The following is a 21,161-nucleotide window of genomic DNA, read 5'->3' as shown; positions in this document are numbered from 1 at the left end:
GTGCCGGGTATAATTCCCGGCACTTCTGATCTATCTAGCTTTGCGTAACGCTGTTACATCTTTGTACCATTCGATTCTTAAGACCGTCAACAAGAACGTACTTTTCTGGTTGGGTGCTATTGCATAACCTCCCTCAACCACCCCAAAGCCGATTCAACATCCTGAAACAAATTTAGCACCAGCGGATTTTTACACTGCCGATGCGCCTCCATATACTCATTCAGGTTTATAGTCGTAAATATATTTTCAGGCACAACTACAGCATAGTATACCAGGCCGCCTGCGTAAGCATTTGCGTTCCAGTACTCCAATACCCAATTCACATCTTCATCGCAGAAAATATCAGAGTTTGTCAGGTTTGTGATCCAGGCCACCTTACCATGCTCAGCTACCTTCTTACGTATTTGTATAAGTCCCTCCTCGCACTGGCTTCGAAAATCTTCCGATAACACAAAGCCCGTATAGGTAGCAATAATGCATGGAACGGAAGCGTCAAAGTCAAGAGACCCGCCATCAATTGTAAAAAGTCTTGCAGTCATGGATATATACTTGTTTATAATAGGATTCAAAAGTATGATTAACCGGTAACAAGAAGTCTCAGTACATTTTCGGGTTCACCATGAATTAAATACGGAGACTATAATCGGTAATTCTACGCTGTCTTTTTACATGTATATTTTGTACTTATAGTAGAAATTCACGAAAGCAAAATAATGCGGTCAACGCGCGAATTGTTGAGATCAAAAACATCGACCTGAAACTCATGCCCTCGGAATGAGCGGTTTTCGGGTCATAAAAAAACTTCATACAAAACTCAGAAATGTATTTAAATTAGGGGATACCAGTATACGCCATGCTATGGATAAATATATTCTCGCACTAGACCAGGGCACCACCAGTTCGCGTGCCATCGTCTTCGATCAACAAGGAACCATTCAGTCGGTTGCCCAAAAAGAATTTCAACAGTTGTTTCCCAAGCCCGGTTGGGTTGAACATGACCCCAATGAGATATGGGCATCGCAGGCCGGTGTTGCAGCGGAAGCCATCGCGAAGATCGGCATCAATGGTAAATATCTCGCAGGCATTGGTATAACCAATCAGCGTGAAACAACTATCGTGTGGGATCGCGAAACAAGTCAGCCGGTATATAACGCCATTGTGTGGCAAGACCGCAGAACATCTTCGTATTGTGACGAACTGAAAGCTCAGGGGCTGTCTGAGACCATCAAGCAAAAAACAGGTTTGTTTATCGATGCATACTTCTCTGCTTCCAAGATAAAATGGATCTTGGATAATGTAACGGGTGCGCGCGCAAAAGCCGAGCAGGGTAGACTTGCTTTTGGTACGGTTGATACATGGCTCGTGTGGAAGTTAACAAATGGTAAAGTTCATGTTACCGATGTTACCAATGCCAGCCGCACCATGTTGTATAACATTCATACACTTTCGTGGGATAAGGAATTGCTGAAAATATTTACTATACCCGAAAGTATGTTACCCGAAGTACGTTCGTGCAGCGAAGTATATGGCGAAACGGGTACAACTATATTTGCGAGTAAAGTACCCATTGCAGGGATGGCAGGCGATCAGCAGGCTGCGTTATTCGGACAAGCGTGCTTTGAACCCGGCATGATCAAGAACACGTATGGCACCGGTTGTTTTATTGTAGCGAACATCGGAACGAAGCCCGTAGTAACAAAAGATTTACTGACCACCATTGCCTGGAAGGTAAACAGCGAAGTTACGTATGCCGTGGAAGGATCGATCTTCATAGGAGGCGCTATCATTCAATGGCTGCGCGATGGTCTGGAATTATTTACTTCATCGGCACAGGTTGAAAAAATAGCGCAGCGTGTAGAAGACTCAGGCGGAGTATATCTGGTACCTGCACTTTCAGGATTAGGCGCTCCGCATTGGGACCCGTATGCACGCGGTCTCATCATCGGGCTTACACGCGGCACAACCAAGGCACACATCAGCCGGGCAGCGCTCGATGCCATTACGTTTGATGTAAAGAGTATAACGGATTGCATACTGGACGAAGCCGGTATATCTTTCCGCGAGCTTCGTGTAGATGGTGGTGCTTCGGTAAATAACATGCTTATGCAACTACAGGCTGATGTGATGGACCGCATTGTTGTGCGACCAAAAATTACCGAGACCACAGCACTCGGTGCTGCATACCTCGCAGGACTCGCAGTTGGTTATTGGAGTGATTTGGCAGAGATACAGAAGTATTGGAAAGAAGATAAACGTTTTACGCCCGGTGCTAACAAAGAGAAACAGCAGAAACAATTCAGAACCTGGAAGCGTGCTGTAGAGCGCGCTAAAAATTGGGCGAACGAGGAAGAGTAATTTCTCAGAAATATATATAGCGATGAAAAGACCCGACATGATCAGCGCCATCGAGCAGCAAGGAGATATACCCTGGGATGTACTCATCATCGGAGGTGGTGCTACAGGGTTAGGTGCGGCTGTAGAAGCCGCATCGCGCGGGTATAAAACATTACTGGTAGAGCAACATGATTTTGCAAAGGGAACTTCGAGTCGCAGTACAAAACTGATTCACGGGGGTGTTCGCTATTTACAGCAGGGAGATATAGGGCTGGTGCTCGAAGCCTTACACGAACGCGGTTTGCTGCGACAGAACGCTCCGCATTTGGTACGCAATCAACAGTTCATCATTCCGAATTATGAATGGTGGAACGGACCGTTCTATACCATCGGCATGAAGGTATATGATATGATGGCAGGTTCGTTAGGTCTTGGAGCGTCCGAACATATATCGAAAGAAGAAACGATGCGGGCCATTGCTAACCTGAAAGAGGATGGCTTGCGCGGTGGCGTAATTTATTACGATGGCCAGTTTGATGACTCGCGTCTCGCCATCAACCTTGCACAGACAGCCGTCAACGAAGGTGGTGTTGTGATCAACTATATGAAAGTAACATCGCTGCTGAAGGATGAAAAAGAATCTGTGAACGGTGCTGTTATAACCGATCAGGAAACCGGCAAGTCCTATACTATATATGCCAGGTCAACGATAAACTGTACAGGCGTATTCTCAGATGCTATATTGAAGATGGATGATCCGCAGGCCGGCCGATCCATTGTACCGAGCCAGGGAGTACATGTGGTATTGGACCGTGAATTTTTGCAAGGTGATGCTGCCATTATGATCCCCAAGACATCGGATGGTCGCGTATTGTTTGCTGTGCCCTGGCACGATAAAGTAGTAGTAGGCACAACGGATACGCTGGTGGAAAACGAAAGTCTTGAACCCCGCGCGCTGCAAGAGGAGATCGATTTTATTCTGAACACAGCGAGTCTCTATCTCACCCGCAAGCCTTCGCGTAGTGATGTAAAGAGTATATTTGCCGGGTTGCGTCCGTTAACAGCAAGCAATAACAAACAGACAAAAGATATATCGCGCAGTCATAAAATACTGGTATCGCTCTCCGGGTTGATCACGGTGGTAGGAGGTAAGTGGACAACCTATCGGAAGATGGGTGAAGATGTAATTGATCGCGCGGTAATGGTGGGCAATTTGCCGGAGCGTAATTCAGTTACCAAACAGCTTTCTATACACGGTGCTATAGAACTTACCCATGCCGATGACCCGCTATATTTCTACGGCAGCGATAAAAAGTATATAGAAGAAATTATACAGGAAGATAAAAGTTTAGCAGAGAAGATTCATTCCTCCTTAAACATAATCAAAGCCGAAGTGGTGTGGGCTGCGCGTTCAGAAATGGCACGCACCGTTGAAGATGTACTGGCGCGCAGAACACGTGCACTTTTTCTGGATGCAGCTGCCAGTATAGAAATGGCTCCGACTGTAGCACAGCTGCTGGCCCGCGTGTTGGGGCGAGATGAAGCCTGGCAGCAAAAACAAATTGCTGAGTATACACAGCTTGCAAACGGATACAGGTTATTGTAAATTCAATGCAGCATACGCTGGCACATTTCTTTGTTGTGTAGTCATGATAACTCCTTAATATTGCATTGAATTAAATAAGGCAGCATGAGTACAAAAGCGTTTATATTCGACCTGAACGGAACGATGATCGATGACATGCATTTTCATTTGAAGATCTGGCATGATGTATTAACAAATGATCTTGGCGCAAAACTTACCCTGGAAGAAACGCGGAGTCACATGTACGGGAAGAATGATGAATTACTCGCACGTGTATTCGGTGAAGGACATTTTACTCCGGAAGAAGTAGCAGAGATATCACTACGTAAAGAAGATAAATACCAGGAGGCATTTAAACCACACCTCGATCTTTTACCCGGATTGTTCGACTTCCTCGAAGAGGCACATCAGCATGGTATACGCCTTGCCATTGGTTCGGCAGCGATTCCCTATAACATTGATTTTGTGTTGGATAATCTTAACATCCGTCACTACTTTAAAGTAATTGTCAGTGCGCACGATGTGTTGCAAAGTAAACCTCATCCGGAAGTATTTGCAAAGGCAGCAGAGTTACTTGGTGTACCTGCACATAACTGCACCGTATTTGAAGATGCTCCCAAAGGCGTAGAAGCTGCTGATAAAGCAGGTATGCAAACTGTAGTGGTCACTACCATGCACACACCGGAAGAGTTTAACAACCGCGCGAACATATTGATGTATACCAAAGACTATAGGAATCCTTTGCTGAAGGAATTGTTGCTCGGATAAAATCTTTATGGAATTTTATATACAAATGATAAACCACGAACCGGTTTATCATTTGTTATTTGTTAACTGATTGTACGTTGCTGATTTTTCACTCTGTAACTCGTACTTCTTCCTCCGCCTTCTTCCTTTTCCAAAACTCCTTTTTCAATCAAGTCCTGTATATCCCGGAGGGCAGTATCCGGAGAGCACTTGGCAATCTTTGCCCACTTGGATGATGTTAGCTTGCCGTCAAGTCCATCCAGCAGTTTGTTAAGCATTTTTCGCTGGCGGTCATTCAAAGAGACTGCCTGATGTCCTTCCCAGAACTTTGCCTTCTGCGTTACAGTTGATAAGTTTTCTTCTGATAATGAAATTGATCTGTCAAGACATTCTAAAAACCATAACAGCCAGGAGGTGATGTCAAGATTTCCTTTCTGTGTTTTCTCCAGTACATCATAGTATGTATTTCGCTCGCGTTGAATTTGTGCAGACATACTATAGAAACGTTGCTGGCTCTCGTCAGCTCTTGCTAACTGCATATCTGCAATGGCCCTCGCGATACGACCATTGCCATCATCGAACGGGTGAATGGTAACAAACCAAAGATGTGCTATAGCAGCTTTGAGTACAGGATCTATCGGTATAGGGTTATTGAACCATTCGATAAACGCATTCATCTCAACATGAAGTCTTGTAGCTTCGGGGGCTTCATAATGAACTTTCTCTCTACCAATAGCACCGGATACAACCTGCATCGGACCTTTCGCATCATCCCGCCAACCGCCTACCTGTATTTTATACATGCCGCTTCTTCCGGTAGGAAACAATGCTGCATGCCATCCGAATAAACGCTCATCGGTTAAAGACACATCATATCGTTGTGTCGCATCTAGCATCATCTCCACTATACCTTCAACATTTCGGTTACTCGAAACTTCTCCCGCTATTTCAATTCCAAGACGTTTGGCGATTGATGAACGTACCTGGTCAACGGGTAATTTCTCTCCTTCAATCTCGCTCGACTTCGTCACATCAAGAGTCAGTGTCTCTAACGTTGCTTCTTCTCTCAACCGAAAACCTAAACCTTCCAGCTTTCCAAGAAGTCGACCTTGCTTATGCCGCACCGTAGAGAGTAGCGATATAAGTTTATCATCCTCCCATTTGAAAGTCGGCCACTCCTTTAATAGATGAATGTAAGTACTCATTCTCCGCAAGATGTGCGGTAAATAACGCCAATAATCTCCGCATTCCCAAGATTTTCTCCGCAAATAATGCGGAGATAAGACGGCCTATTCCCCGCATTTCCCTTCGTCAAAATTGAGTTGACTTGCAGTTTCTGAATTACAAAATTGAGTTAACAAGCAGCTGTTGTAAAAGTTTTCGCGTTTTTTTAAATGTTGATTATACACTTATAAAAATTATCGTATCTTAGCCAACGTTTCAAACGATTGATCATCAAAAGTATGTCGAAGGGTTATGTCATCGGAGTGGATTATGGAACGGATTCCGTTCGCTCCATTATAGTAGATGCAGCATCGGGCGCAGAAATAGCGTCTTCCGTTTTTTATTATCCGCGATGGCGCGATGGATTGTTCTGCAATCCGGCCAAGAATCAATTCCGGCAACATCCGAAAGATTATGTTGAAGGGTTGGAAGCGACTATCAAGCAATGTCTTCAACAGGCAGGTGCTTCGGTGCGCAGCCAGGTAAAAGCAATTGCTGTCGATACAACAGGATCAACACCCGTAGCTGTCGATAAAAATGGAACACCACTCGCTCTTACACCGGGCTTTGAAAATAATCCCAACGCCATGTTTGTGTTGTGGAAAGATCATACCTCAACAAAAGAGGCAGCCGAGATCAATGAACATGCCGAGCGATTCGATGTAAACTACCTGCAATATGTAGGAGGTATATATTCCTCTGAATGGTTCTGGGCAAAATTACTTCATGTGTTGCGTGAAGATGAAGCAGTGCGAAGAGCCTGTTACTCATGGGTAGAACATTGCGACTGGATTCCATATTTACTCACCGGTGGTAATGATGTACATGCGCTTAAACGTGGTGTATGTTCCGCAGGTCATAAAGCATTATGGTCAGCCGACTTTAACGGATTACCTCCGGATGAATTTTTCAGTTCGCTCGATCCGCTTTTAAAAGGATATACTTCGCGATTATTTACCGATACGTATACATCTGATAAACCTGCAGGCAGGCTTAGTAAAGAATGGGCTGAACGTTTAGGACTCGCCACCGATGTTGTGGTGGGTGTTGGTGCGTTCGATTGCCACATGGGTGCTGTCGGTGGACAGATCGAACCGTATCACCTCAGTAAAGTGATGGGTACATCTACCTGCGATATGATGGTGGTGCCGGTAAACGATATGGAAGGTAAACTTGTGCGCGGTATATGCGGGCAGGTAAATGGTTCTATTATACCGGGCATGATCGGACTCGAAGCAGGGCAATCTGCTTTTGGTGATACCTATGCATGGTTCAAGAATTTACTGGCATGGCCGGTTGAGACATTGCTGAAATCATCATCGATCGTAACACCGGATATAGCAGAGAAACTGAAAGCAGAATTACTGGACAAAATTGTTCCGGAGTTAACGCGACAAGCAGCAGCTCTGCCGTTGGATGAAAGCAGCGAGCTTGCTATAGATTGGCTCAACGGAAGAAGAACACCTGATGCAAACCAGGAATTGAAAGGCGCAGTTACCGGATTGAATTTAGGTACCGATGCTCCGCGACTTTTCAAAGCATGGGTAGAAGCTACATGCTTCGGAGCAAAAGCAATTGTAGATCGCTTTAACAAAGAAGGTGTACCGGTAAAAGGTCTCATTGGTATGGGCGGTGTAGCCAAGAAGTCGCCCTATATCATGCAGGTAATGGCCGATGTCATGAACATGCCAATCCGCATTCACAAATCAGAACAAACCTGTGCTGCTGGTGCCGCTATGTTTGCTGCTACCGCTGCCGGTATATATACAAAAGTAGAAGATGCCATGAACACGATGGGACAAGGCTTCGATGCCGAATATAAACCGAATGCATCGGCAGCCGCTATATATGCCAAACGCTATAAACAATACCTGGAAACAGGTCGCCAGCTTGAGAAGGCACCTGCACCGGTATCAACCGTAGCACTATAATTACCAAATCTAAATCTATCATACCGTCCCTATATTTTAAGAATGAGTAAGTACGATTCTATAAAGCAGTCTGCCTATAACGCTAACATGCAGCTTCCTAAACTCGGCCTGGTAATTTTTACCTTCGGGAATGTAAGCGCAGCCGACCGGAAAGAAGGAGTTTTCGCCATCAAGCCCAGCGGTGTTCCCTATGAAGAATTATCACCCGAGAAAATGGTGATTGTGGATTTTGACGGAAAAACAGTGGAAGGAAAACTTCGTCCATCGTCTGATACAAAAACACATGCTGTACTTTATAAACATTGGGAAAAGATTGGTGGTATAGTACATACACACTCAACGTATGCAACGGCCTGGGCACAATCACAGCGTGATATACCTATATTTGGCACTACCCATGCCGATCATAATACGGTAGATATACCCTGCGCTCCGCCTATGGACGATAAAATGATACAGGGTGATTACGAATATGAAACAGGTTTCCAGATCATGAACTGCCTGCAGGAACGCAAGCTTAGTTACGAAGAGATCGAGATGATACTGGTAGGCAACCACGCGCCATTCACCTGGGGTAAAACTCCTGAAAAAGCAGTATATAATAGTGCCGTGCTGGAATCGGTAGCGCAGATGGCATTGCTTACCGAGCAGATCAATCCGAAAGCACCACGGTTAAAAGATGCGCTCATTAAAAAGCACTATGAACGCAAACATGGTCCTGATTCCTATTACGGCCAGAGCTGACTATAGATATCGATCCTCCATGTCAACCCAACACTATGCATAGATCATGAAGAAGCTGTTTTTAATTTTACTGCTGCTGCCAGCGTTACCCGTGTGGTCGCAGCATCGCGATTACCCGATTCAGGCAGTGCCGTTCACGCAAGTGAAGCTATCGGACAATTTCTGGTTGCCGCGCATAAAAACAAATCATACGGTAACTATACCGGCATCTTTTGAGCGCTGTGAAAATACCGGTCGCGTAAAGAACTTTGAGATGGCCGCAGCCAAAAGCGGAAAGTTCTGTACCGTATTTCCGTTTGATGATACCGATATCTATAAAACAATTGAAGGTGCTTCTTTTTCATTATCGCTATACCCGGATAAAAAGCTGGAGCTATACATTGATACACTTATCATGAAAGTGCAGGCAGCGCAGGAGCCAGATGGATATTTATATACTGCCCGCACTATCAACCCCGAAGAACCACACCACTGGTCGGGTAAAGAGCGTTGGGAGAAAGAACGTGAACTGAGCCATGAGCTTTATAACTCCGGTCACTTGTACGAAGCAGCTGCAGCTCATTATCAGGCTACAGGCAAGCGTAATCTGCTGAATATAGCACTTCGTAATGCAGACCTGGTGTGCGCTACATTTGGTCACGATAAGAAACACGTTGCACCGGGCCACCAGGTTGTGGAGATGGGACTGGTAAAACTCTATCGCATCACCGGTAAAAAAGAATATCTGGAAACCGCGAAGTATTTCATAGAAGAACGCGGACACTTCGATGGCTATGATGCCAAGAGTAAAGATCTGTGGAAGAACGGAGCCTACTGGCAAGATCATATACCGGCAGCCGATCAGCGTGAGGCTGTAGGACATGCCGTGCGTGCAGCCTATCTATATGCTGCCATGGCAGATATAGCAGCGCTGACCGATGATAAAGGCCTTTTGAATGCTATCGACTCGATCTGGAATAACGTAGTAACTAAAAAGATATATGTGCAAGGCGGTATAGGAGCGGTTGGTGATGGTGAACGTTTTGGCGAAAACTATGAACTCCCCAATGCAACGGCATACAATGAAACCTGTGCAGCGATTGCCAATGTATACTGGAACCACCGCATGTTCCTGTTGCATGGGGAATCAAAATATATAGATATACTGGAGAAGTCGTTGTACAACGGATTGATCTCCGGTGTAGGCATGGATGGTAAATCATTCTTTTATACCAACGCCATGGAGATCAAAAACAGTTATCAGCATAAACACATGGAAGCCGAGCGTTCAGGATGGTTCCCATGCTCATGCTGTCCAACAAATGTTACGCGACTCATTCCTTCTGTTCCCGGGTATATATATGCACAGAAGGCGAATGATGTATACGTGAACCTTTTTATAAGTGGTACATCTACACTTACGGTAAACAATAAGCAGGTACAGATCGAGCAAAAAAATAATTATCCGTGGGATGGTAAACTTGCTTTCCACATAACGCCCAAAGCAACGCAGGCCTTTACCTTACAGGTTCGCATTCCCGGTTGGACTCAAGGACAAGCCATGCCTTCGAATCTATATGCCTTCGAAAATGCAACGGGTAATAAAGCAACGATCACAATTAATGGTAAGCCGGAAAATTATGCCGTTGCGAATGGCTACGCAGTGCTGACTCGTAAATGGAAGAAAGGTGATGTGGTAGAGGTAAATTTACCGATGGATGTTCAGCGTATTACAGCCAACAAGAAAGTGGAAGACGATCTTGGTAAAGTAGCAATACAACGCGGTCCGCTGATCTACTGCGCGGAATGGCCTGATAACAACGGGAAAGTAAGTAACATTATATTACCGAAGGGCACTACACTTACACCCGAGTATAAAGGTGACCTGCTGAATGGCGTAACCGTATTGAAAGGCGAAACCCCTGCGGTAAAAATCGATAGTCAGAATAATACTATATCAACCGTAAAACAGAACTTCACAGCGATACCCTATTACGCCTGGGCACACCGTGGTAAAGGCGAAATGACTGTGTGGTTTCCTGAAAAAATTACCGATGTGAGTATCATTTCCAAATAGCATTTAAAAAGTATAAAACAATTACGTCAATGACCGATCTGAAAAAATTAGAAGTGTGGTTTGTTACCGGTAGCCAGCATTTGTATGGTGAGGAGACCTTGAAGCAAGTGGCCGAGCATTCTCAACAGATAGCCCGAGCGTTGGATGGTTCCGCTGCGATACCGGTAAAAGTTGTATTCAAACCCGTATTAAAAACACCGGAAGAGATCTATCACCTCTGCCAGGAAGTAAATACAGCGAAGAATTGTATCGGTATAATTGCATGGATGCATACATTCTCGCCAGCGAAGATGTGGATCGGTGGATTGAAAGTCCTGCAGAAGCCATTACTACATTTGCATACACAATTCAACCGAGATATACCGTGGAAAGATATCGACATGGATTTCATGAACCTCAACCAGAGTGCACATGGTGACCGCGAGTTTGGTTTCATTATGTCGCGCATGCGCCTGGAGCGCAAGGTGGTTGTAGGACATTGGGAAGATAAAGGTGTACAGGAGCGCCTCAACGTATGGCTACGTGCAGCCAGCGGGTGGCATGATCTGCAAGGCGCGAAGTTCTGTCGCTTCGGTGATAACATGCGCCAGGTAGCCGTTACCGATGGTGATAAAGTAGAAGCCGAGATTAAATTCGGTTATTCTGTAAACGGATATGGTATAGGCGACCTCGTGAAAGTGATCAACGCAGTATCAGACGATGCCATCGCAAAACTTGCCGGTGAATACGAACAACGATATACACTAGCCACTGCGTTGCGTAAAGGTGGCGACAAGCATAATTCACTACGCGAAGCAGCGAAGATCGAAATAGGACTTCGTACATTTTTGCAGGACGGTAACTTTAAAGGTTTCACCGATACCTTCGAAGATCTGCATGGTCTCGTACAACTTCCCGGTATAGCCGTGCAACGCCTGATGGCCGAAGGCTACGGCTTCGGAGCAGAAGGCGATTGGAAAACAGCTGCATTAGTTCGCGCGATGAAAGTGATGGGTTCCGGCTTGAAAGGCGGTAACTCGTTCATGGAAGACTATACATATCACTTCGATCCTGCCAACCAAATGGTATTAGGTGCGCACATGCTGGAGATATGCGAATCTATAGCAGATGGGAAACCTTCATGCGAAATACATCCGCTTGGTATAGGTGGCAAAGCCGATCCGGTTCGTCTGGTGTTCAACAGTGCACCGGGTGCAGCATTGAATGCATCGGTAATAGATATGGGCAATCGCTTCAGACTATTGGTGAACGAAGTGGAGGCCGTAGCACCGCTGCATGATTTGCCAAAACTCCCGGTAGCGCGTGTACTCTGGAAACCGTACCCCGATATGCCAACCGGTTGTGCCGCTTGGATACTCGCAGGCGGAGCACACCATACCTGCTATAGCCAGAACCTGACTTCCGAACACTTACAGGATTTTGCGGAGATGGCCGGAATCGAATATGTACTCATCGGCAAACAAACCAACCTCTACCAGTTCAAAAATGAACTGCGGTGGAATGAAATATACTATAAATAGTTGCGAGCCGTGAGCTGCGAGCTTCGCGTAGTTTGCAGCTCATGGCGCAATTTGTATTACTAACATGTACTTATTGATCAATAAACTATACTACTAAATAACAACGTCTTGTGAGCAGTTGGCTATCTCGTAGCTAGCAGCTGGCAACTCGTAGCTCAAAACCCAGGTGCCATGAACAAAACCTTAGTCTTCTCCGATTACCTCGTATTTGTTATATACTTTATCATCGTTGCCGGTTACGGGTATTGGGTATACCAGCGAAAGAAAAAAGCGGTTACCGATACGAAGGATTTCTTTCTGGCGGAAGGCTCGCTTACGTGGTGGGCGATTGGTGCTTCGCTGATTGCTTCAAATATATCAGCCGAGCAGTTCATCGGGATGAGCGGTGAAGGATATTTTGTAGGTATAGCCGTTGCAGCGTATGAATGGATCGCAGCCATAGCGCTGATCATTATCGCAGTGTGGTTTATTCCGATATATCTCAAGAACAAGATCTATACCATGCCGCAGTTTTTGAAGACACGCTACAATGAAACGGTAGCGTTGATCATGGCAGTGTTCTGGTTGTTCCTGTATATCTTCGTTAACCTGACTTCTATTTTATACCTCGGTGCTGTTGCTATCAACGGACTGGTAGGAGGGGAGTCGCTGCATATACTCATGATTGGACTGGCTATATTTGCACTGGTGATTACACTGGGTGGTATGAAAGTGATTGGCTATACCGATGTAATCCAGGTAGGCGTTCTGATCATTGGTGGTCTGGCTACTATATATTTAGCATTGACGATTGTGAGTGAAAAATTCGGAATGGGATCAAGTGCTATTACCGGTTTCAAAATTCTGATGCAGGATGCACCGGATCATTTCCGTATGATTCTCGCCAAGCCGGAACCGGATGCTCCACAAGAGTATATCAATAAGTATCTCGTGTTGCCGGGCATTGCCATGTACTTTGCCGGTCAGTGGATTGTAAATTTGAACTACTGGGGTTGTAACCAATATATAACACAACGTGCACTCGGGGCCGACCTGCAGACAGCACGCACCGGTATTCTGTTTGCCGGTCTTATTAAATTGATGATGCCTATCATCGTGATGCTTCCAGGTATAGCTGCGTATGTACTCTACAAGAATGGACACCTGCCGCAATTGGAAGGTGGCAGTAAAGATGGTGCTTACTCTGCCATACTTGGTTTTCTTCCGAGTGGCTTAAAAGGTCTTTCAATTGCTGCGCTCACCGCGGCTATCGTGGCATCGCTCGCAGGGAAGCTCAACAGTATATCTACGATCTTTACATTGGATGTATATAAGAAGTATTTCAATACGAATGCCGATGAAAAGAACATGGTATGGATTGGTCGCCTTACCGTGTTGGCTTCCATGGTACTTGCACTCATCTTTACCTGGGAAGATCTGCTGGGTATAGGGGGCGAAGGAGGTTTTACCTTTATTCAGAAATATACCGGCTTTATTAGTCCCGGGGTGTTTGCCATGTTTATACTGGGTATGTTCTGGAAACGGACTACGGGTGCGGCCGCTATAGCAGGCGTTGTAACGGGTTTTGCACTGTCAGTTTTCTTCAACCAGTTTGCACCAACGGTGTTGGGTAACGAAACAATTTTCTATACGGCGTATCCGAACGGAAAAGGTGGCTATGAAATTCCGTTCCTTATTTGCATGGGGCTCGCCTTCTTCTTTACCATGGTCGTGATGATTGTAATGAGCCTGGCAGGACCGAAAGTGAACCCGAAAGCCTTCGCGATAGACCGCGAAATGTTCAAGGTAAAACCATCAACCCTGGTGCTCATTATACTAACACTTGTGATTTTGACAGCTTTATATGTTAAGTTCTGGTAATATTTTAGATATTTCAGGACACTTAGAGCTATTATCCAATGGACATCAACAAGTATAAGAGTCATGATCGCATCCTGGTTGCTGTAGATTGTATCATTTTTGGCTTCGATGGTCAGCAATTAAAAGCATTGCTGATCAAACGCGGCTTTGAACCCGAGAAGGGTAAATGGTCGCTGATGGGAGGATTCGTAAGTAAAGAAGAGAGCACCGATGAGGCCGCTGCGCGTGTATTGCATCAGCTAACCGGTATGCACAATATATATATGGAGCAACTCCATTGCTTCAGCGATGTTAACCGCGATACGGCAGGTCGTGTTATATCGGTAGCATACTTTGCTCTCATCAACATTGCAGACTATAGTGAGCAACTTCAGTCGGAACACGAGGCGCGGTGGTTCCAGTTGAATAAGACACCCGAACTCATCTTCGATCATAGCGACATGGTAGCGCTCGCCAAAGAAAGACTTCGGCAGAAAGTGTCCAACCATCCGATCGGTTTCGAGCTACTTCCGGAGAAATTTACCTTGCCTTCCCTTCAGAATTTATATGAGGCGATCTACGAAGAGCCTCTTGATAAAAGAAACTTCACACGCAAGATTCTTTCACTCGGCATTCTGAACAAACTTGACGAGAAAGAGAAAGAGACATCCCGTAAAGGAGCTTTCTACTATATTTTCGATAAAGGCAAGTACAATAAACTCCATCAGGAAGGAGTGAAGTTTATCTGATCGTTCCTCAGTTATTTGTTAAATCCCATCAGCTCTCCTTTCGGAGGAAAGCCTGAATTTCTTTTTGCCAATCCTCCGGCAATTCTTTGAAAAAAAATCATGCAATCGTTTTAAAAAAGATAAGTGTATTATATACATTTTAACTGAATAAGTGTAAATTGAATTGTTATTTGAAATAACACATTGATCTGTTGCGCCTACCCGTGGAGCTGATCAATACTCAACGCTTATATATATAGTGTACATATCAATTAAACTTAAACCAGTAATGAAAAAGTATTTCGTATTGTACTGTTTGCTCCTGGCACTCGCATCGCAGAGTACATTTGGCCAGTCGCAAGCCAAACTCAGTTTACAGCCGGGCACGCCTCAGCTTACCATCAATAAACATATCTATGGAAATTTTGCCGAGCATCTTGGTAAATGTATTTACGGAGGTTTCTACGTTGGCGAGAACAATACAAAAATCCCTCACACAAACGGAGTGCGTAACGATGTTGTGGCAGCACTCAAGAAATTAAAAATACCAAACCTGCGCTGGCCGGGTGGATGCTTTGCCGATACCTACCATTGGAAAGATGGTATAGGTCCGAAAGACAAACGTCCTGCCATCGTGAACCGCTGGTGGGGTGGTGTTACGGAAGACAACAGTTTTGGTACACATGATTTCCTTAACATGTGCGAACTGATCGGAACAGAACCATACCTCGCAGCCAATGTGGGGAGCGGAACGGTAGCAGAACTAACGGACTGGGTACAGTATGTAAACTTTGATGGTGTAAGCCCTATGTCGAAGCTGCGCGCGGAGAATGGAAGAGAGAAACCGTGGAAAGTAAAATTCTGGGGTGTAGGCAATGAAGCGTGGGGTTGTGGTGGTAACATGAAGCCTGAGCACTATGCAAATATATACCGCCAGTACGCTACATTTATGGCTGACTCACCTGGCCAACCACTGTATAAAATTGCTTCCGGTGCAAGTTCATCAGACTATAATTGGACAGAAGTATTGATGCGCGATATACCCCACAACATGGTGTCGGGTTTAGCACTTCACCATTACTCTGTAATTGACTGGAACAAGAAAGGGCCTGCTACAGGTTTCTCCGAAGAAACATATTTCCGCACCATGAAGTCTGCACTCTTTATGGAGGAGCTCATCACCAAACACACGGCTATTATGGATAAATATGATCCGCAGAAACGTGTTGACCTGATAGTAGATGAGTGGGGTGGTTGGTACGATGTAGAGCCCGGCACAAATCCCGGATTCCTCTACCAGCAAAACACCATGCGCGATGCTATGATTGCCGGTGCTACGCTAAATATATTCCACAAACACTGCGACCGCGTGCGCATGGCAAATTTAGCGCAGTCGATCAACGTGCTGCAGGCGGTAATTCTTACCAACGAAGAGAAGATGATTCTCACACCTACGTATCATGTACTTGAGATGTATAATGTGCACCAGGATGCAACACTTCTTCCATTGGAATTGCAGACGGTTGACTATACATTCGGTACGGATAAATTACCGGCTATATCGGCATCAGCATCCAAAGATAAAAATGGTGTAATCCATATATCACTGGTAAATATAGATCCTAAAAAAGCACAGGATATTACGCTTACGCTGGATGGAAAAGCTACTGCAGTTACCGGACGTATACTGGCTTCAGCTACGATGACTGATCACAACACGTTCGAAAATCCGGAGAAGATCAAGCCGGCCGCTTTTAAAGGTGCGCAGTTAAAAGGCAACAACCTGCAGGTAAAATTACCGGCATGTTCCGTGGTTGTTCTGGAACTTAAATAATTATACAAAGTCATGAGTATATATCGGTATTGTAAAAACCTATTGGCTATAGGTATAGCATTTGCCAGCGTTACTGCGCAGGCGCAAACAACGGTGCTTACTGTTAAAGCTGATAAACCCGGTGCGGCTATACAGCCAGCCATGTGGGGTATATTTTTCGAAGACATAAACTTTGCGGCAGACGGTGGTATATATGCCGAGCTGGTAAAGAACCGTTCGTTTGAATTCTATGAGCCGATGATGGGCTGGAAAGAACAACGCGATGGTGGCGCAACAGGAAGAGTATTGGTTTTGAACCAGAGTGCTACCATGCCGTCCAATCCACGCTATGCCCATTTCGTGTGGGATGCTTCACAAGGCTCCTATACACTTGCCAACGAAGGTTTCCGTGGCATAGGTATAAAGAAAGACATGCAGTATAATTTTTCGCTATGGGCGAAAGCACCGGAAGGTGATGTTAAACTGAAAGTAGAATTACTTGCAGCCAACGGTACGCCTATTGGCGGAACAGACGTTACAATCTCCGGTAACGACTGGAAGAGACACACAGCATCGTTTACCGCATCGGCTACAGAACCAAAAGGTAAATTACTGATTACGTTTCAGGGTAAAGGAACGCTGGATGGTGACATGATCTCGCTGTTTCCGAATGATACCTGGAAGAACAGGCCCGGTGGTTTGCGTGCAGACCTGATACAGTTACTGGCCGATCTTAAACCCGGCTTCGTTCGTTTCCCCGGTGGATGTATAGTGGAAGGACATGAATTGGACACGCGCTATCAATGGAAGAAAACGGTTGGTAATGTAGAGAGTCGTGAGTTGATCGTTAATCGCTGGAACACGGAATTCAAACATCGCCCGGCTCCCGATTACTATCAGTCATTCGGTGTAGGTTTCTTCGAATATTTTCAACTGGCGGAAGATATAGGGGCCGAGCCGCTGCCGATCATCAACTGCGGCATGGCATGTCAGTTCAATACATCTGAGGTTGTTCCGCTCGATCAGCTTGATCCATATTTACAAGATGCACTCGACCTGATTGAATTTGCCAATGGCGGCACTGATACGAAGTGGGGTAAACTCCGCGCAGATATGGGACACCCGGCACCGTTCAATTTAAAATTACTAGGCGTTGGTAACGAACAGTGGGGACCTCAATATGTGGAGCGCTATATAGTATTTGCGAGTGCTATCAAAGCTAAATATCCGGCAGTAAAGATTGTGACCAGCGCAGGACCATCGCCTGATGGACCGTTGTTTGAATACCTCAACCCTGTACTGCGTAGTCTCAATGTTGATTTTATTGATGAGCACTACTACCGTTCACCGGAATGGTTCCTCAAAAATGCAAGTCGTTATGATACTTATGATCGTAAAGGCCCGAAAATATTTGCCGGTGAATATGCAGCACACACTGAGAAGAAAGTTCAACCCGAAAACAAGAACAACTGGGAGAGTGCACTGGCAGAGGCCGCTTTCATGACGGGACTGGAACGCAACGCAGATATAGTACAGATGGCTTCGTATGCTCCGTTGTTTGCGCACGTGGAGGGCTGGCAGTGGACACCCGATCTGATCTGGTTTGATAACCTTCGCTCTTTCGGTACACCGAATTACTACGTGCAAAAGTTATTCTCGCTCAACAAAGGAACAAATGTACTTTCTATTCTGGCAGGCAATGAGACTGTAGCCGGTAAAAATGGTTTGTATGCTTCAGCGGTAGTGGATAACAACACGAAAGAAGTAATTATCAAGGTAGTAAATACAAGCGATAAAGAACAGGCTGTTGATATACAGATACCCGGTGTAAAGAAAGCTTCTGCTGCCGGAACCATTACTGTATTGAAGAGTACAAACCTCGAGTCCGTTAATACATTGGACAATCCATTTAACATAAAACCGGCCGAGCAAGCTGTCAGCCTGAAAGGTAAAGCTATAAAATCAACGTTGCCGCCTGCATCGGTAACGCTTATAAAAGTTAAAGCGCTATAGTATATAGCACGCGATGAAGAAGATAGTCTGTATACTGAGTTATGTGTATATTATTACTTCATCGCTATATGCACAGGATATTCGCGTACACGACCCTGTGCTGGCAAAAGATGGAAATACCTATTACCTGTTTAGCACAGGAATGGGTATTTCTGTTTTTTCATCCAATGATCTTCAACACTGGCAAAAAGAGAGGCCGGTGTTCGATTCTCCACCTGCGTGGGCTGTTGAGGCAGTTCCCGGTTTCAAAGGACATATATGGGCTCCGGATATAGCGTTTCATAACGGGCTATATTATTTATACTATTCGGTTTCTGCATTTGGCAAGAATACATCGTGCATCGGTGTCGCTACGAATAAGACACTCAATCCTAAGAGTCCGGAGTATAAATGGACCGATTATGGTAAAGTAATTGAATCTATACCCGGTCGTGATCTGTGGAATGCGATCGATCCGAATCTCGCGTGGGACGATCAGTATCAACCGTGGCTTGCCTTTGGTTCTTTCTGGAGCGGTATAAAACTGGCAAAATTAAATAACGATCTTATCACGGTGGCCAATCCGCAGGAGTGGTATACCATTGCCAAACGTAATCGTGATTATAAAACGGCTGACGCCAACGGAGGAGATGCTGCTATAGAAGCTCCGTTCATCTTCAAAAAGAACAACTACTATTATTTGTTTGTGTCTTTCGATTTCTGTTGTAAAGGTGTTGACAGTAATTATAAGATGATGGTTGGTCGGTCAGAAAAAATACAAGGGCCGTATCTCGATAAAGACGGTGTTCGCATGGATGCCGGTGGCGGAACGCTGGTGCTGAAAGGCAATAGTGCATGGCCAGGTGTAGGACATAACTCCGTATATACTTTTGATGGAAAAGATTATTTAGTATTTCACGGATACGATGCTGCCGATAACGGAAAACCCAGGTTGAAGATACTCACGTTGCAATGGGACAGCAATGGCTGGCCGCAGGCTTCTCTTCCCTGAATATATACCGCTAGTATTCGTATGACTTTACGCGTGTATCATGCGAGAGAAATACATTGAAGGCATGCAACTTTTTTTCGCTTCCGAAAACTTCATATAGCAAAATATAATCATCCGTATTTTTCATCTGGCGTTCCTGTAGAAATTTCAGATTCAGTTTCTTTAGTTCCGTCTCCAATAATGCTATGAATGAATCATCCTGTGGTATAGTAATCTTGTACGTGCGCGCCTGGTGAATACGACTGATCACCTGCTTGGCATTTTCAAATACGGTTAGTACGATCAACACAACCACGGAACCAGCCAACGCTATAAAATATTCACCGGCACCTACAGCCATACCCAGTGCCGCGGATATCCAGATCGTTGTAGCCGTAGTGATACCGCTGATGGTAAGATTATCTTTAAAAATTACTCCGGCACCCAGAAAACCTATACCGGTAATAATGTTGGATGCAATGCGATCGGGCGAAGAAGCTCCGATGGAAATGGATATCTCGGTAAAGATCGTGGAGCCTAAACAGATCATGATCATCGTTCGCAACCCCGCAGCTTTGCTCCGGTATTCCCGCTCAATGCCAATTGCTGTACCTATAAAGAACGACAGGAGTAATTGTATCGCTGTCTCATATTCAATTGTAAACTCAGTATCCATACCTAAAAGATAAGAAAAAAGCATGCCTTCCACGTATGCCAATAAAAAAGGCAGCCTGTCTCAAAACAAACTGCCTTTCGCTGCTATAAATATATAGCAGTATATATTTCCGGCTGCTACATCTTTCTTACTTTACCGCTTCCGGCCGAGTGGCTGCTCAACTTTTTAGGATCGCCTTTATAGAGCACGCTTCCGCTTCCGCTGATGTTGGCATCGAGCTCATCGGTAACGTTGATCTCCACATCACCGGAACCGGATATACGCACATCGCATTTGCTGGTAACAAGATCAGCTGCCAGTACTTTACCTGAGCCACTGATTGCTGTTTTAACAGCCTTTGCTGAACCGCTTGCTTCGATCTTTCCGGAACCCGATATACCAAAGTCGGCAAGTCCATCAACAGCCAATGCCAGGTTTACTTTGCCCGAGCCACTTACATCGCTGTTAAAGCTCTTGCATGTACCTTTCACAATAACATCACCAGAGCCCGATACATCCGCTTCTAATGAACCGGTAACTTCTACTTCAATACGCATGGAACCGGAACCACTTACCTGCAGATCCAGATCCTGTGATTTGATTCTTGTCTCAGCTATCAGATCACCTGAGCCACCTACACTTAAACCTTCTATAGTCGGCATGGTGATATATACATTTATATTGTCATCATCATTCCAATGCCAGTTAGACCATTTACCTTTTTTACCGATCACCAGCTTGGAGCCTTCTATTTCAGTTTCAATTTCCTGTAGAAGTTCTTTTTTACCTTCCAGTTCTACTTTGGTGGTGCTGCCCTGGCGCAGGTAAAATTTGCCAGGTACCCGGAATGATACTTTTGTAAATCCTGACACGTTTCGTGTTTCGCGTGTTTGTGCGAAAACGGACGCGCTTGCCAGGAGAATAATGAGTAACAGCGAAGTATATCGTTTCATAATCGTTGGGTTGATACTTTTTACAGACTTATTTCGCAACGTGAAGGTT

The 21,161-nt window shown here is 45.1% G+C and carries 16 protein-coding genes; 12 read left to right on the top strand and 4 right to left on the bottom strand.

Annotated features, from left to right (window positions below; translation table 11 throughout):
• Window positions 1-116 precede the first annotated feature (116 nt).
• Window positions 117-539 carry a hypothetical protein gene (locus ACFQ21_RS08590; protein WP_377577668.1) on the bottom strand — a complete coding sequence of 141 codons (423 nt, stop codon included), beginning with the start codon at window positions 537-539 and terminating at the stop codon, window positions 117-119.
• Between the two features lie 319 nt (window positions 540-858).
• Between ACFQ21_RS08590 and glpK the strand changes: the two genes are divergently transcribed.
• The 3 genes from glpK to ACFQ21_RS08575 all read left to right on the top strand — a co-directional run bounded on the left by glpK (window position 859) and on the right by ACFQ21_RS08575 (window position 4,687).
• Window positions 859-2,355 carry a glycerol kinase GlpK gene (gene glpK, locus ACFQ21_RS08585; RefSeq protein WP_377577666.1) on the top strand — a complete coding sequence of 499 codons (1,497 nt, stop codon included), beginning with the start codon at window positions 859-861 and terminating at the stop codon, window positions 2,353-2,355.
• A gap of 22 nt (window positions 2,356-2,377) precedes the next feature.
• Window positions 2,378-3,940, top strand: a complete 1,563-nt coding sequence (locus ACFQ21_RS08580) for a glycerol-3-phosphate dehydrogenase/oxidase (protein WP_377577664.1) — start codon at window positions 2,378-2,380, stop codon at window positions 3,938-3,940.
• A gap of 84 nt (window positions 3,941-4,024) precedes the next feature.
• Window positions 4,025-4,687 carry an HAD family hydrolase gene (locus ACFQ21_RS08575; protein WP_377577661.1) on the top strand — a complete coding sequence of 221 codons (663 nt, stop codon included), beginning with the start codon at window positions 4,025-4,027 and terminating at the stop codon, window positions 4,685-4,687.
• 62 nt (window positions 4,688-4,749) lie between these two features.
• Here the strand turns inward: ACFQ21_RS08575 and ACFQ21_RS08570 are convergent, their stop codons facing one another.
• Window positions 4,750-5,871, bottom strand: coding sequence for a Fic family protein (locus tag ACFQ21_RS08570; protein ID WP_377577658.1), 1,122 nt, complete (start codon window positions 5,869-5,871; stop codon window positions 4,750-4,752).
• A gap of 258 nt (window positions 5,872-6,129) precedes the next feature.
• On the opposite strand from ACFQ21_RS08570, the gene ACFQ21_RS08565 reads away from it, so the two are divergent.
• From ACFQ21_RS08565 to ACFQ21_RS08525, 9 genes are all read left to right on the top strand, one after another.
• Entirely contained in the window at window positions 6,130-7,821 is a 1,692-nt protein-coding gene (locus ACFQ21_RS08565; protein ID WP_377577655.1) for a ribulokinase, read from the top strand.
• A 42-nt stretch (window positions 7,822-7,863) separates the two neighbouring features.
• Window positions 7,864-8,565, top strand: a complete 702-nt coding sequence (locus ACFQ21_RS08560; RefSeq protein WP_377577652.1) for an L-ribulose-5-phosphate 4-epimerase — start codon at window positions 7,864-7,866, stop codon at window positions 8,563-8,565.
• A 46-nt stretch (window positions 8,566-8,611) separates the two neighbouring features.
• Window positions 8,612-10,621, top strand: a complete 2,010-nt coding sequence (locus tag ACFQ21_RS08555; protein ID WP_377577649.1) for a glycoside hydrolase family 127 protein — start codon at window positions 8,612-8,614, stop codon at window positions 10,619-10,621.
• A 29-nt stretch (window positions 10,622-10,650) separates the two neighbouring features.
• Window positions 10,651-12,141 (top strand): L-arabinose isomerase, encoded by a 1,491-nt coding sequence (araA, locus tag ACFQ21_RS08550; RefSeq protein ID WP_377577646.1) that lies wholly within the window; start codon window positions 10,651-10,653, stop codon window positions 12,139-12,141.
• A gap of 171 nt (window positions 12,142-12,312) precedes the next feature.
• Entirely contained in the window at window positions 12,313-14,001 is a 1,689-nt protein-coding gene (locus tag ACFQ21_RS08545) for a sodium:solute symporter family transporter (protein WP_377577644.1), read from the top strand.
• A 38-nt stretch (window positions 14,002-14,039) separates the two neighbouring features.
• Window positions 14,040-14,729, top strand: a complete 690-nt coding sequence (locus tag ACFQ21_RS08540; RefSeq protein ID WP_377577640.1) for an NUDIX hydrolase — start codon at window positions 14,040-14,042, stop codon at window positions 14,727-14,729.
• Window positions 14,730-14,997: 268 nt separating this feature from the next.
• Window positions 14,998-16,542 (top strand): alpha-N-arabinofuranosidase, encoded by a 1,545-nt coding sequence (locus tag ACFQ21_RS08535; RefSeq protein WP_377577637.1) that lies wholly within the window; start codon window positions 14,998-15,000, stop codon window positions 16,540-16,542.
• Between the two features lie 12 nt (window positions 16,543-16,554).
• Window positions 16,555-18,534 carry an alpha-L-arabinofuranosidase C-terminal domain-containing protein gene (locus ACFQ21_RS08530; RefSeq protein ID WP_377577634.1) on the top strand — a complete coding sequence of 660 codons (1,980 nt, stop codon included), beginning with the start codon at window positions 16,555-16,557 and terminating at the stop codon, window positions 18,532-18,534.
• 13 nt (window positions 18,535-18,547) lie between these two features.
• Window positions 18,548-19,525, top strand: coding sequence for an arabinan endo-1,5-alpha-L-arabinosidase (locus tag ACFQ21_RS08525; protein WP_377577631.1), 978 nt, complete (start codon window positions 18,548-18,550; stop codon window positions 19,523-19,525).
• Window positions 19,526-19,535: 10 nt separating this feature from the next.
• Here ACFQ21_RS08525 and ACFQ21_RS08520 read toward each other — a convergent pair whose 3' ends face one another.
• Together ACFQ21_RS08520 and ACFQ21_RS08515 are read right to left on the bottom strand one after the other, a co-directional pair.
• Window positions 19,536-20,180, bottom strand: a complete 645-nt coding sequence (locus ACFQ21_RS08520; protein WP_377577628.1) for an MgtC/SapB family protein — start codon at window positions 20,178-20,180, stop codon at window positions 19,536-19,538.
• 116 nt (window positions 20,181-20,296) lie between these two features.
• Window positions 20,297-21,112: a head GIN domain-containing protein gene (locus ACFQ21_RS08515; RefSeq protein ID WP_377577626.1), complete on the bottom strand. Its 816-nt coding sequence runs from the start codon at window positions 21,110-21,112 to the stop codon at window positions 20,297-20,299.
• Between the last annotated feature and the right edge of the window lie 49 nt (window positions 21,113-21,161).

Source organism: Ohtaekwangia kribbensis, from assembly GCF_042676245.1.
GTDB lineage: Bacteria > Bacteroidota > Bacteroidia > Cytophagales > Cyclobacteriaceae > Ohtaekwangia > Ohtaekwangia kribbensis.
Note: the sequence above shows the minus strand (reverse complement) of the source record. Positions and strands in the feature narration are given on the sequence as shown.